Origin of the sequence: Bacillus sp. 220_BSPC (assembly GCF_001054655.1) — a bacterium.
GTDB lineage: Bacteria > Bacillota > Bacilli > Bacillales > DSM-1321 > Peribacillus > Peribacillus frigoritolerans.
Map to the genome: position 1 here is coordinate 20,417 of NZ_JVPL01000321.1, position 12,969 is coordinate 33,385.

A 12,969-nucleotide genomic window follows, 5' to 3' on the forward strand; every position below is an offset into this window, starting at 1 on the left:
ATTTTTCACCCGTTTGGTTGACAATTATATGTACTTTTAATTGTTACCTTGAAAAGAATCACTATTTGAGATAATATTTTTAGTGGATAAAAAGGTGAAAATGGAGGCCTGTTATGAGTAATCGCTATGCAATAATATTGGCCGCTGGGCAAGGTACTAGGATGAAATCTAAGCTTTATAAGGTTTTGCACCCTGTTTGCGGGAAACCAATGGTACAACATGTTATCGATCAAGTCAATCAACTTCAAATAGAAGATATTGTAACAGTCATCGGCCATGGTGCTGAAAAGGTTCAAGAGCAACTTGGTGATTCATGCAAGTATGCCTTACAAGAACAGCAATTAGGTACGGCACATGCTGTAATGCAAGCGGAAAGCGTTTTATCCGCAAAAAGTGGCACGACCCTTGTTATTTGCGGTGATACGCCTCTGATTAAAGCGGAAACAATGAAAGAGCTTATAGCCTTACATGAGCAAAGTCAGGCGAAAGCTACAATCTTAACAGCATATGCAGATAACCCTGCTGGCTATGGAAGGGTCCTCCGCGGTGAAGGCGGACTTGTAGAAAAAATCGTCGAGCATAAGGATGCTTCGGAAGAAGAAAGATATGTTAAGGAAATAAATACCGGTACATATTGCTTCGACAACCAAGCATTATTCAGCGCGCTGCAAAAGGTTTCGAATGAAAATGTCCAGGGAGAATATTACTTACCGGATGTTATTGAAATCTTAAAAGAAGAAGGCGAAGTGGTGACGGCTTTCCAATCCAGTGAATTCGAGGAGACATTGGGTGTGAATGACCGTGTGGCTTTATCGCAGGCTGAGCAAATTTTACGGAAACGCATCAATGAAAAGCATATGAGGAACGGTGTAACGATCATCGACCCGCTAACAACTTTCATTGAAGCGGATGTGCAAATCGGACAGGATACAGTCATTAACCCTGGGTCATTCATTAAAGGAAAAAGTATCATCGGGCAGGACTGCTTGATTGGCCCGAATACGGAAATCAGTAATTGTGAAATTGGTGATGGAACGGAAGTCCTCCAATCGGTTGTGCACGAAAGCAGTATTGGAAGTTTTGTTAAAATCGGTCCATTCGCACATGTTAGACCTCAATCAGATATTAAGGATTCCGTTAAGATCGGTAATTTTGTCGAAATTAAAAAGACCGTTTTTGGCAAAGGAAGCAAGGCCTCACATTTGAGTTATATTGGTGATGCAGAGGTTGGGGAGAATGTTAATATAGGCTGTGGATCTATTACCGTGAATTACGACGGGAAAAATAAATATTTGACGAAGATTGAAGACAATGTCTTCATAGGCTGCAATTCTAATCTGGTTGCACCTGTGACAGTAGGAGAAGGGGCATATGTAGCTGCTGGTTCAACCATCACGCAAGATGTACCGCAGCAAGCCCTATCCGTTGCCCGGGCTCGTCAAGTTAACAAAGAAGATTATGTCAAGAATTTGAAATTTAATAAATAACCGACGGAGGTCATCATGTCAAATCAGTATTTAGATCCTAATTTAAAAGTATTCTCTTTAAATTCAAACTTCGATTTAGCTCAGGAAATTGCTGCAGCAATCGGTGTTGAACTTGGAAAATGTAGCGTAACAAGTTTCAGTGACGGTGAAGTTCAAATTAATATTGAAGAAAGTATCCGTGGCTGTGATGTATTCGTAATCCAATCAACAAGCCAACCAGTCAATGAAAATTTAATGGAACTTTTAATTATGATCGATGCTCTTAAACGTGCTTCAGCTAAAACGATCAATATTGTAATGCCATATTACGGTTATGCCCGCCAAGATCGCAAAGCGCGTGCGCGTGAACCAATTACAGCTAAACTTGTCGCAAATCTTTTAGAAACGGCTGGTGCCCACCGTGTAATCACATTAGATCTTCACGCACCTCAAATTCAAGGTTTCTTCGATATTCTGATCGATCACCTTGTTGCCGTTCCGATTTTAGCTGATTTCTTCAAGGAAAAAGATTTAAGTGATATCGTCATCGTTTCCCCGGATCATGGTGGTGTAACACGTGCCCGTAAAATGGCCGATCGCCTAAAAGCACCGATCGCCATTATCGATAAGCGCCGTCCAAGACCGAACGTGGCTGAAGTCATGAACATCATTGGTAATATTGAAGGGAAGACAGCAATACTGATTGATGACATCATCGATACTGCAGGAACTATTACATTAGCGGCCAATGCCCTTGTGGAGAATGGTGCTAAAGCAGTGTACGCTTGTTGTACACACCCAGTCCTTTCAGGTCCTGCCATCGAAAGGATTCAAAATTCAACGATCAAGGAATTGGTCGTGACTAACTCGATTGCCCTATCTGAAGATAAGAAAATCGATAAAATTGTTGGTCTTTCTGTAGCACCTTTGATTGCAGAGGCAATCATTCGTGTGCATGAGGAACAATCAGTCAGTACATTATTCGATTGATAACAAAATAAAACGAAAACACGGCGGGCCTTTTCGGGCTCGCCGTGTTTTTGTTTAAAAGTTTCAGAAAATATTTAATTCTTAGTTGACAGATGAGAATAGTAATAATAAAATAACCATACAAAATACAATTCATATTCATGGAATGAAAAACTATGAAAGTTAATACTGGTTAACGCCGATCGGACTACCGAAGGCTCCTTTTCACTTACCATTGAACATTAGGCATCTTTTTGCCCTATTGTCCTATTGGTAAAGAAAAGGAGCCTTTTATTTTTATATAAATAGTTTAAGAAGGGTGTGCAGAATATGAAGAAAAAACGAAAGATATGGCTGCTGTCCATCTTCAGCATCATCATGCTGATAGTAAGTGCATGCGGGCAGGAAAAGAACAGTTCCACAATTGCTGATGCAAAAGAATCGGATAAGACCATTCGAATCGGTTATCAAAAATTCGGGACATTAAATATTTTAAAATCAAAAGGGGAGCTGGAAACACATTTAAAGGAAGTGGGATATACAGTCGATTGGACTGAATTCCCTGCAGGACCTCAGCTGCTTGAAGCCTTGAATGTCGGCAGTATTGATTTTGGGCACACAGGGGAGGCACCGCCGATATTTGCACAAGCAGCCAATGCTCCGCTTGTCTATATTGCCAATCAGCCGGCAAACCCATCAGGAGAGGCTATAGTTGTACAAAAGGATTCACCCATTAAAAATGTGAAAGATTTAAAGGGAAAGAAGGTTGGCTTGAATAAAGGTTCCAATGTTCATTATTTATTGGTCAAAGCGTTAGAGGAAGCAGGTCTTGCTCTTGATGACATTCAACCCGTCTACTTGCCACCGGCTGATGCGAGGGCTGCTTTTGAAGGAAACCAAATAGATGCCTGGGTAATATGGGATCCATTTTTATCAGCGGCGGAATTGGAACTTGAAACGAAAACGATTCAGGATGGAGAAGGACTGGTGGCGAATCGGGAATTCTTTTTGGCAACTGATTCATTTGCCGGGAATGAAGAGGCTTTGAAGATTATCAAAGAAGAACTGATAAAAGTTGATAAATGGATTGAAGAAAACCCAAGGGACGTCGCTGAGTTTCTATCTCCGGAAATTGGAATGAGTGTGGAGGCATTGGAAAAAACATTAAATAGAAAAGAATATGGACTTGAGGAGATTTCCAATGGGGTTTTGGATGATCAACAAAAGATTGCCGATACGTTTTACCATCTTAAATTAATCCCAAGCAAGATTAATATCCTGGATGCTTCAGCAGATCTTAAAAAACAATAAGGGGGAAATGAAAATGAAAGTATTTTGGTTTTTACCATCGCATGGGGAAAGTCGCTATTTAGGATCGACAAAGGGAGGGAGGGCAATCACGCTTCCTTATTTAAAACAAATAGCACAGGCGGTTGATCATTTAGGTTTTGAAGGGGCTTTGCTTCCGACGGGACGGTCTTGTGAGGATGCATGGGTAGTGGGCTCTTCACTGATTTCCGCAACGGAAAGAATGAAATTCCTAGTTGCGATTCGTCCAGGTTTAATGTCGCCAACCTTAGCTGCGCGTATGGCTTCAAGCTTCGACCGGCTGTCGAATGGCCGTCTTTTGATCAATGTTGTAACTGGGGGGGACCCCGTCGAATTGGCAGGTGATGGCGTGTTTCTAAATCATAAGGAACGCTATGAGCAAACAAATGAATTTCTCGATATCTGGAGAAAGGAAATGTCTGGTGAGAGTGTGGACTATGAAGGGGAGCACCTAAAGGTTGAAGGTGGAAATATTCTGTTGTCACCTGTACAAAAACCGTACCCACCACTCTATTTCGGAGGTTCATCCGATCCAGCCATCGATATATCGGGAAAGCATATTGATGTGTACTTACTTGGGGTGAGCCGCCGGTGCAAGTGGCTGAAAAAATTGAAAAGGTACGTAAAAAAGCAGCAGAGTACGGACGTGAAGTCAGATTCGGCATTCGCATGCATGTCATTGTGAGAGAAACGGAAGAAGAAGCCTGGCAGGCGGCGGAGGAACTCATTAAGTATGTGGATGACGAAACGATTGAAAATTCACAAAAGATTTTCGAAAGATTTGACTCAGTGGGCCAGAAGCGGATGTCGCAGCTCCATAACGGAAACAGGGATTCGCTTGAAATCAGCCCTAACCTATGGGCAGGTGTAGGTCTTGTGCGCGGGGGCGCGGGTACGGCACTAGTCGGAAGTGCAGAAAATGTTGCTGCCAGAATGAAGGAATATGAAGAAATCGGAATAGAATCCTTTGTTTTATCTGGATACCCTCATCTTGAAGAAGCGTACAGAGTTGCAGAATTATTATTCCCTTTACTCCCTGTTGAGAGGCTGCAAGGACCCGTTTCAAAAGCTACGAGCCCATTCGGGGAAATATTGGCTAATGACCACTACCCTACAAAAGGAAGTGAAATTGAAGATGAAGTTAAACAAAAAGTTCAATAAGTTCCACCTTATATCATGGCTTGTGCCCATTCTCCTTTTGGTAACTTGGCAGCTGCTGTCCTTGTGGGGGATTCTATCGGAACGGATATTGCCTGCCCCGACTGAAGTGTTTCAAGCAGGTGTTGCATTACTGGGGACGGGTGAACTTATTGATTATATCGGCATCAGTGCTCAGCGTGCCTTCATCGGCTTTTTAATAGGCGGGATCATTGGTTTTGTACTTGGTTTATTAAATGGATTATCATCCATTGCTGAAACCTTATTCGATACCTCGCTTCAGATGTTGCGTAATATTCCGCATTTAGCTTTAATACCACTGGTGATTCTATGGTTTGGTATAGATGAAGAAGCGAAAATCTTCCTTGTCGCTTTAGGGGTTCTATTTCCTATCTATTTAAATACATTTCATGGTGTTAAATCGGTGGATAAGGGATTAATCGAAGCGGCGAGGGTTTATGGGTTGAGTGGTTTTTCTTTATTCTGGAATGTGATTCTCCCTGCAGCCTTTCCATCCATTTTGGTGGGAATCCGCTTCTCACTTGGAATCATGTGGGTAACATTAATTGTCGCAGAAACAATATCCGCTAATTCCGGAATTGGATATATGGCTATGAATGCCCGTGAATTCATGAGGATGGATATTGTTGTTCTTAGTATTCTCTTATATGCCTTATTAGGGAAAATATCGGACGTTGCGGCCAAAATAATTGAAAAAAGATGCTTAAAGTGGCATCCGTCATACCAATGAGGAGGTCATTAACATGAAAAATGGTAATTCGTTGGAGTTGCAGGGTGTAAGAAAGGATTTTGGGGAGTTTGAAGTATTAAAGGGGATGGACCTGACATTTAAAAAGGGAGAATTCATAGCCATTGTCGGTAAGAGCGGATGTGGAAAGAGCACCTTGCTTCGTCTTGTGGCAGGACTGGAAAAGCCGACGGGCGGGCAGATACTGGTGAATGGAAAACCATTGAATGGATTAAATAAATCATCACGGACGATGTTTCAGGATGGCAGGCTTTTTCCTTGGAAAAAAATCCTTCAAAATATTGGTGTAGGCTTGAAAGGGGATTGGAAGTCGAACGCTATGGAATTACTGGAGCAAGTGGGCCTTGCAGATCGAGCAAATGATTGGCCGTCCGTTTTATCTGGGGGGCAAAAACAAAGGGTTGCATTAGCGAGGGCATTGGTTAACCAACCTGATATTCTCCTCCTGGATGAGCCGCTAGGGGCATTGGATGCTTTGACGAGAATTGGCATGCAAAGGCTGATTGAAGAACTATGGAGGAAAAGGGATTTTACTGCCTTACTTGTTACACATGACGTTGAAGAAGCCGTAATGCTTGCCGACCGTGTCATATTAATCGAAGAAGGAAAAGTCGTCATGAATAAGGAAATCAATCTGCCGAGACCACGGAAAAAGGATAGTATTCAATACTCATCACTAGCAGCCCAAATCCTTGACCGAGTGATGCAAGTTGAGGGAAAAATGGAAAAAAAAGCGATTCACGCTTGAATTAGAGAAAAAAGAATGAAAAAAGATTTTGCAGAGAATTCCTATGTTTACCATATGTTTATCGCCTTCTTGCTCCCAGCGGATTTTACCTTTCATGTTTAATGATTCAACATTTAGGGAAATGTTAAATATAGAGAAACTTGTAATTCATATTCAGGAAGGCGGAGGATGTATGAGTAATATATTAGCTGCAAAAGAACGTACGGATTCAAAACACTCTAATTTAAGGAATTTGAGGGAAAGCGGCGAAATCCCTGCGATAGTATATGGCAATAAAAATGACAGTACGGCCATTTCCGTCAATAATATCGAGCTTCAAAAGACAATCAAGGAAATAGGCCGTAATGGGATCATTTCTTTGGACTTGGAAGGTAAGAGTTATAAAGTCATGCTCTCTGACTATCAAAAGGATCCACTAAAAAACTCCATTTATCATGCAGACTTTTTAATTGTGGATATGTCCGCTCAATTACAGGCACAAGTTCGCATTAACCTTGTCGGTGTTTGTAAAGGCGTGAAAGACGGTGGGGTCCTCCAGCAGTCTCTTCATGAAGTGACGGTCACGGCTAAACCTAATGACATTCCTGACTCCATCGATGTTGACGTTACCGAACTTCAGGTAGGGGATACAATCTACATATCCGATATCCAAACGAATAAGCAAGTTACAATCGGCCACGATGGTGAAGAAGTTGTTGCATCTGTTTTGGCTCCTCGCCAGGAAGAGGAAATAAGTACGGGCGAACAGCAGGATGGCGGTATCCCTGAAAATGAAGAAGGCAGGGAAACCAAGGCATCACCAGAGTCATGATGCCGGGATTAAACAAGTGAATCATGATATAATAGGCGTAGCTCTTAACGAGTTACGTCTTTTCAATCTCTGGATGCATCCATTTAAATCGGACAGATTTTTTTTCGTAATGGAATCCTTTAATTTGGATTTTACCTAATTAGTTCTCCGGTCGCTTGCAGTCCAGCTTGAAATTAGGGTACTATTTTTCTAAGGTCGATGGATCTTGGAAAAACTTCGTCCCAGTGTAACTCCCTAAATAACCGTAATGACGGAGTGTGAATCATGAAAATTATTGTAGGGTTAGGGAACCCCGGTAAACAATATGAAAAAACCCGGCATAACGTCGGATTTGAAGTAATAGATGAGTTATCCAGGAGATGGTCGATCCCTCTTGATCAAGCAAAACATAAGGGTATATATGGTTCAGGAATGGTAAAGGGAGAAAAAGTTTTATTGCTTAAACCTTTAACCTATATGAATTTGTCAGGAGAATCCATTTCGGCTGTCATGCATTTCTTTAAGGTGGATATCGCGGATGTGGTCATAATATATGATGACCTTGATTTGCCTCCAGGAAAGCTTCGCCTTCGTCAAAAAGGAAGTGCAGGCGGTCATAACGGGATAAAATCTTCAATTGCCCATTTGGGTACACAGGAATTCAATCGAATCAGAATAGGCATTGGCCGCCCGATTGGCCGCATTCCGGTATCTGACTATGTATTAGGGCGTTTTTCGCCTGAAGAATGGGATCATGTCGGGGCAACGATCGAAAAAAGCGCAGCTTCATGTGAATCTTGGTTGGAAAAACCATTTATACAGGTCATGAACGAATATAACCAATAAGCAGAGAGTAGATATAAGTAAAGAATAATATCTTCCTGTTTCGCTGAATAAAAACCCTATACTTTTGTACATACTAACACTATTACAAAAATAGGGGGTTACCAAATGGCTCTCCATTATCGATGCCGACATTGCGGAACTAAGCTGGGCTCAATCGAGGCACACTCACTGAGTACGGAGCAGTTAGGTTTTAATCAACTTACCGATGAAGAGCGACAAGAGATGATCGTTTATGATTCTGAAGGGGATATGCATGTAAGGGCGATATGTGAAGATTGCCATGAATCGCTGCAAAGAAACCCTGATTTATATGAAAACGATTATATTATTCATTAGCGGGAGAGGGCTTTGGACAAAATCCAAAGCATTTTTCCGTTTGTCTGGAATACCAGGGCACATAAAAGTTGCCGTTAATAAAGAGGATCTTGGTGATGGCCAAGTTCAAATACAGCAAATGGTTTTTCGCACGTTAAAGAGAGGGGGGAAAGAAAATGAATGGATTGCAGAACTTGTTCTCCAAACAAGATGATGTTCATTCGTTAATAGCCGGCATCGATGAAGGGCTTAAGGAGCAAATCGTCTCTGGTCTCACAGGTTCCTCGAGATCGCTATTGCTGGCTTCCGTATATGAAAAGACGAATAGGCCTATTTTATTAGTTACCCATAATTTATTGCAAGCACAAAAATTCCATGAGGACTTATCAAGTTTCATTCCCGAGGAAGAATTATATATATATCCAGCCAATGAATTGATTGCGGCTGATTTGAGTGTTGCAAGCCCGGAATTAAGGGCCCAACGTGTTGAGGCATTGAATTTTTGGGCAGAGGGAAAGAAAGGGATTGTCATTGCCCCGATTCCTGGGGTGCGTCGTGTGCTTCCTCCAAAGGATATTTGGAAAAGGCATCAGCTAGCGTTTAATCTAGGGGAAGACATCGAGCTTGAACCAACGCTTAATAAATTCATTGCCATGGGTTATAACCGGTCTGAAATGGTTGCTTCTCCAGGTGAATTCAGTATCAGGGGCGGTATCATCGATATTTACCCGATCACCGAGCCTAATCCAATACGAATTGAATTATTCGATACCGAAATAGATTCAATAAGGACTTTTTCAAGTGAAGACCAGCGATCCATCGAAAAACTCAAGAAAGTGACGATCGGTCCCGTCAGTGAGGCTTTGCTAGAGACGGAGCATATCGAAAGAATCATAACTAGGCTCGAGAGCGGATTAAGTAAAAGCTTGAAGAAACTTAAGGACGAGAAAACCAAGGAACAGCTGGTCCAAACGATCAGTTATGAACTTGAACAGCTGAAAATGGGGAATATACCCGACAAAATCTTTAAATACTTAAGTTTAGCGTATGAAGATCCAGCTAGTTTAATAGATTATTTACCGGTAAATGGTTTGGTTTTCTTAGATGAAATCAGTAGAATCCAGGAAATCAATGATTCTTTGGAAAAGGAAGAGGCTGGTTGGTACACGGACCTTTTAAGTCAGGGACAAATTATCCATGACATTAAATTAGCCCATCCCATGCAGGAATTAATAATGAAATCCAGCAGGCCGTTTGTATACCTTTCATTGTTTTTACGGCATGTACCGCATACGAATCCTCAGAATATCCTGAATTTTGCCAGTAAACAAATGCAAAATTTCCATGGACAGATGAATGTGTTCAAAGCTGAACTGGAACGTTGGAAAAAAGGGAAATATACAGTCGTCATACTTGGACAGGATGAAGAACGGGTAAAAAAGCTGCATTCGGTTTTAGCCGACTATGATATAGAGGCAGCAGAACTGTTTAATGCTGACAGCATCCTTCCAGGTAAAGTACAGATTTTACGGGGCAGTCTGAATAGTGGCTTTGAATTGCCTATGCAAAAATTCAGTATCATTACGGAAACGGAATTGTTTAATAAGAAGTCAAAGAAATCGGTACGGAGACAGAAACTATCGAATGCAGAGCGAATCAAGAGTTATTCCGAACTGAAGATCGGTGACTATGTCGTTCATGTTAACCACGGTATCGGTAAATACTTAGGTATTGAAACCCTTACAATAAATGGGGTCCATAAAGATTACCTGAATATTCGTTATCAAGCGGATGATAAATTGTATGTTCCTGTCGACCAAATTGATCTTGTCCAAAAATATGTCGGTTCTGAAGGAAAAGAGCCAAAGCTTTATAAGCTAGGCGGAACGGAATGGAAACGTGTCAAAAGCAAGGTTCAATCATCCGTTGAGAACATTGCCGATGATTTAATCAAGTTATACGCAGAAAGAGAAGCGGCAAAGGGCTATGCCTTTTCCCCTGATGGTGATATGCAGAGGGAATTCGAAACATCATTCGCTTATAACGAAACGGAAGATCAATTACGTTCCATAGTCGAAATCAAAAAGGATATGGAACGGGAACGGCCGATGGATCGTTTATTATGCGGCGATGTTGGTTATGGGAAGACAGAGGTGGCGATCCGGGCCGCTTTTAAAGCCATAATGGATGGGAAGCAGGTTGCGTTTCTAGTTCCGACCACAATCCTTGCCCAGCAGCATTATGAAACATTAAGGGAGCGTTTTCAGGATTATCCGATTTCGATTGGCCATATGAGCCGCTTCCGGACTAAAAAGCAGCAAACGGAGACGATAAAAGGATTGAAGGCCGGCACGGTGGATATTGTGGTTGGCACGCATAGGATTTTATCCAAAGATATCGTATACCGCGATTTGGGATTGCTTATCATTGATGAAGAACAGCGCTTTGGCGTTACACATAAGGAAAAGATCAAACGGTTAAAAACTAATGTGGATGTACTGACTTTGACTGCGACACCGATTCCGAGGACCCTTCATATGTCGATGCTGGGCGTGAGGGATCTGTCCGTCATCGAAACACCGCCTGAGAACCGGTTTCCGATCCAAACTTATGTCATGGAGTATAATGGATCATTGGTAACGGAGGCGATAGAACGGGAATTGGCCAGGGGCGGTCAGGTTTATTTCCTTTACAATCGGGTAGAGGATATAGCAAGAAAAGCAGAAGAAATTTCCATGCTTGTGCCCGATGCCCGTGTTACCTATGCTCATGGGCAAATGACAGAGCAAGAACTGGAAGCCGTCATGTTCGGCTTTTTGGAAGGCGAATATGATGTTTTGGTAAGTACAACCATTATAGAGACGGGTGTTGATATCCCGAATGTCAATACGCTTATCGTGAATGAAGCGGATAGAATGGGACTTTCACAGCTCTATCAGCTGCGTGGCCGTGTAGGTCGATCCAATCGGGTGGCATATGCATTCTTCACTTATAGGAAAGATAAAGTGTTGACGGAAGTGGCAGAAAAGCGTCTTCAATCCATTAAGGAATTTACAGAATTGGGTTCAGGGTTCAAAATCGCGATGCGTGATTTATCCATCAGGGGAGCTGGAAACATTCTAGGGGCTCAACAACATGGCTTCATCGATTCGGTTGGTTTTGATCTGTATTCACAAATGCTGAAAGAAGCGGTGGATGCGAAACGCAATGACCAACCAGCCGAAGAGAAGAACACACTGGAAATTGACGTTGAAGTGGATGCTTATATCCCTGATGCCTACATAATGGATGGACATCAGAAAATAGAAATGTATAAAAGGTTCAGAGGTATCGCTTCACTTGAAGAAGTGGAAGAATTACAGGATGAAATGATCGATCGTTTCGGAGAGTATCCAGAAGAGGTTTCCTATTTATTCATGATTGCCGAAATGAAGGTATATGCAGAAAAGGCCGGAATTGAAAGCATTAAACAATTAAAGCAGGAAATCAGCATTCTCCTTAGGGAAAAGGTCAGCAGCGATGTGGATGGACAAAAAGTGTTCGAGCTGGGATCGAAGTATGGCCGTATGGTGGGCTTCGGTATGGACGGCAATCGAATGAAGCTGGTCCTGCACATAAAAGGCGTGGAACAAAGCAAATGGCTCAATATCTTATTTGAGATGGCCAAGGGTTTACAGTATGTAAAAAAAGAGACGCAAGCCACTAAAAACTAGAATTGATGATTGTCCTCTTGAAGAAATTTTTTTAGGTACCATGGTAAAAAAATGCAACAAAAAGAAAAATTTTTTCAAAGTGCATAGAACTTACCATTAGAAAAATACTAAGTACAATAGCTGGTGATGATTTTGCTACAAAATGAGGATTTATCAAATCAATTAGATGAAAGTGAGGCAACATTAGATGAAAGCAACTGGTATCGTTCGCCGAATTGATGATTTAGGAAGAGTCGTCATCCCGAAGGAAATTCGCAGGACACTCCGTATTCGTGAAGGAGATCCACTGGAAATATTTGTGGATAGAGATGGTGAAGTCATCCTAAAGAAATACTCTCCAATTAGTGAATTAGGCGATTTTGCAAGGGAATATGCAGAAGCACTATATGATAGCCTTGGAAACCCAGTTATGATTTGTGACAGGGATACTTACATTGCGGTGGCAGGCGGCTCCAAAAAAGAATACTTAAACAAAAGTGTTAGTGACCTAGTTGAAAAGATCATGGAAGAAAGAAATCCTGTTTTGGAGTCTCCGAACGGACAAGTCTCATTCGTTGATTCCAATGATGAAGAGGTCCAATCTTATACTGCAGCTCCGATCATTGCGAGTGGCGACCCGATTGGTGCCGTCTTGATTTTCTCTAAAGACAGCACCATTGGTGAAGTGGAACAGAAATCGGTTGAAACAGCAGCAAGCTTCCTAGCGAGACAAATGGAACAGTAACCTTGGACATGCATTCATATCTTAAAAGATGGAAAGGGCAGCATTCGCGCTGTCCTTTTTGCTCTTTCTAAAAGGTTAACCGGATCGGGGCGGAAATAAAGAGGGGGAGAATATTTTTCGAGGTGAATATGGAAAATGATTT

At 41.8% G+C, this 12,969-nt stretch carries 10 protein-coding genes and 1 pseudogene; all 11 read left to right on the forward strand.

Annotated elements, in window-relative coordinates; genetic code table 11:
* Positions 1–113 precede the first annotated feature (113 nt).
* The 11 genes and pseudogenes from glmU to spoVT all read left to right on the forward strand — a co-directional run bounded on the left by glmU (position 114) and on the right by spoVT (position 12,827).
* A complete protein-coding gene (gene glmU, locus ADA55_RS27370; RefSeq protein ID WP_048690007.1) occupies positions 114–1,487 on the forward strand; it encodes a bifunctional UDP-N-acetylglucosamine diphosphorylase/glucosamine-1-phosphate N-acetyltransferase GlmU in 1,374 nt (457 codons plus the stop codon).
* 15 nt (positions 1,488–1,502) lie between these two features.
* On the forward strand, positions 1,503–2,456 hold the full coding sequence (locus tag ADA55_RS27375) for a ribose-phosphate diphosphokinase (protein ID WP_034316329.1): 954 nt from the start codon (positions 1,503–1,505) through the stop codon (positions 2,454–2,456).
* 309 nt (positions 2,457–2,765) lie between these two features.
* Complete coding sequence (locus ADA55_RS27380) at positions 2,766–3,746, forward strand: sulfonate ABC transporter substrate-binding protein (protein ID WP_048690011.1); 981 nt, start codon at positions 2,766–2,768, stop codon at positions 3,744–3,746.
* A gap of 13 nt (positions 3,747–3,759) precedes the next feature.
* Positions 3,760–4,925, forward strand: a pseudogene (ssuD, locus tag ADA55_RS27385) (FMNH2-dependent alkanesulfonate monooxygenase).
* Positions 4,900–5,673 carry an aliphatic sulfonate ABC transporter permease SsuC gene (gene ssuC / locus ADA55_RS27390; protein WP_202808332.1) on the forward strand — a complete coding sequence of 258 codons (774 nt, stop codon included), beginning with the start codon at positions 4,900–4,902 and terminating at the stop codon, positions 5,671–5,673. Before ssuD ends, ssuC begins: the two are co-directional and overlap by 26 nt.
* Positions 5,674–5,686: 13 nt before the next feature.
* Positions 5,687–6,439, forward strand: a complete 753-nt coding sequence (locus ADA55_RS27395) for an ATP-binding cassette domain-containing protein (protein ID WP_048690014.1) — start codon at positions 5,687–5,689, stop codon at positions 6,437–6,439.
* A 172-nt stretch (positions 6,440–6,611) separates the two neighbouring features.
* On the forward strand, positions 6,612–7,250 hold the full coding sequence (locus ADA55_RS27400) for a 50S ribosomal protein L25/general stress protein Ctc (RefSeq protein WP_034316323.1): 639 nt from the start codon (positions 6,612–6,614) through the stop codon (positions 7,248–7,250).
* Between the two features lie 264 nt (positions 7,251–7,514).
* The gene (pth, locus tag ADA55_RS27405; protein WP_048690016.1) at positions 7,515–8,075 is read left to right on the forward strand and encodes an aminoacyl-tRNA hydrolase; all 561 of its coding nucleotides are present in this window, start codon (positions 7,515–7,517) and stop codon (positions 8,073–8,075) included.
* Positions 8,076–8,180: 105 nt separating this feature from the next.
* Positions 8,181–8,411: an anti-sigma-F factor Fin family protein gene (locus ADA55_RS27410; protein ID WP_034316319.1), complete on the forward strand. Its 231-nt coding sequence runs from the start codon at positions 8,181–8,183 to the stop codon at positions 8,409–8,411.
* Positions 8,412–8,566: 155 nt separating this feature from the next.
* A complete protein-coding gene (gene mfd / locus ADA55_RS27420; RefSeq protein WP_048690019.1) occupies positions 8,567–12,103 on the forward strand; it encodes a transcription-repair coupling factor in 3,537 nt (1,178 codons plus the stop codon).
* 187 nt (positions 12,104–12,290) lie between these two features.
* Positions 12,291–12,827, forward strand: a complete 537-nt coding sequence (gene spoVT, locus ADA55_RS27425) for a stage V sporulation protein T (protein ID WP_034316314.1) — start codon at positions 12,291–12,293, stop codon at positions 12,825–12,827.
* Positions 12,828–12,969 lie beyond the last annotated feature (142 nt).

Bases quoted from the DNA above. Each gene is read 5' to 3' on its own strand.
- ADA55_RS27410 (WP_034316319.1), top strand. From the start codon at position 8,181: ATGGCTCTCCATTATCGATGCCGACATTGCGGAACTAAGCTGGGCTCA.
- pth (WP_048690016.1), top strand. From the start codon at position 7,515: ATGAAAATTATTGTAGGGTTAGGGAACCCCGGTAAACAATATGAAAAA.
- mfd (WP_048690019.1), top strand. From the start codon at position 8,567: ATGAATGGATTGCAGAACTTGTTCTCCAAACAAGATGATGTTCATTCG.
- ADA55_RS27375 (WP_034316329.1), top strand. From the start codon at position 1,503: ATGTCAAATCAGTATTTAGATCCTAATTTAAAAGTATTCTCTTTAAAT.
- ADA55_RS27395 (WP_048690014.1), top strand. From the start codon at position 5,687: ATGAAAAATGGTAATTCGTTGGAGTTGCAGGGTGTAAGAAAGGATTTT.
- ADA55_RS27400 (WP_034316323.1), top strand. From the start codon at position 6,612: ATGAGTAATATATTAGCTGCAAAAGAACGTACGGATTCAAAACACTCT.
- ssuC (WP_202808332.1), top strand. From the start codon at position 4,900: ATGAAGTTAAACAAAAAGTTCAATAAGTTCCACCTTATATCATGGCTT.
- spoVT (WP_034316314.1), top strand. From the start codon at position 12,291: ATGAAAGCAACTGGTATCGTTCGCCGAATTGATGATTTAGGAAGAGTC.
- ADA55_RS27380 (WP_048690011.1), top strand. From the start codon at position 2,766: ATGAAGAAAAAACGAAAGATATGGCTGCTGTCCATCTTCAGCATCATC.
- glmU (WP_048690007.1), top strand. From the start codon at position 114: ATGAGTAATCGCTATGCAATAATATTGGCCGCTGGGCAAGGTACTAGG.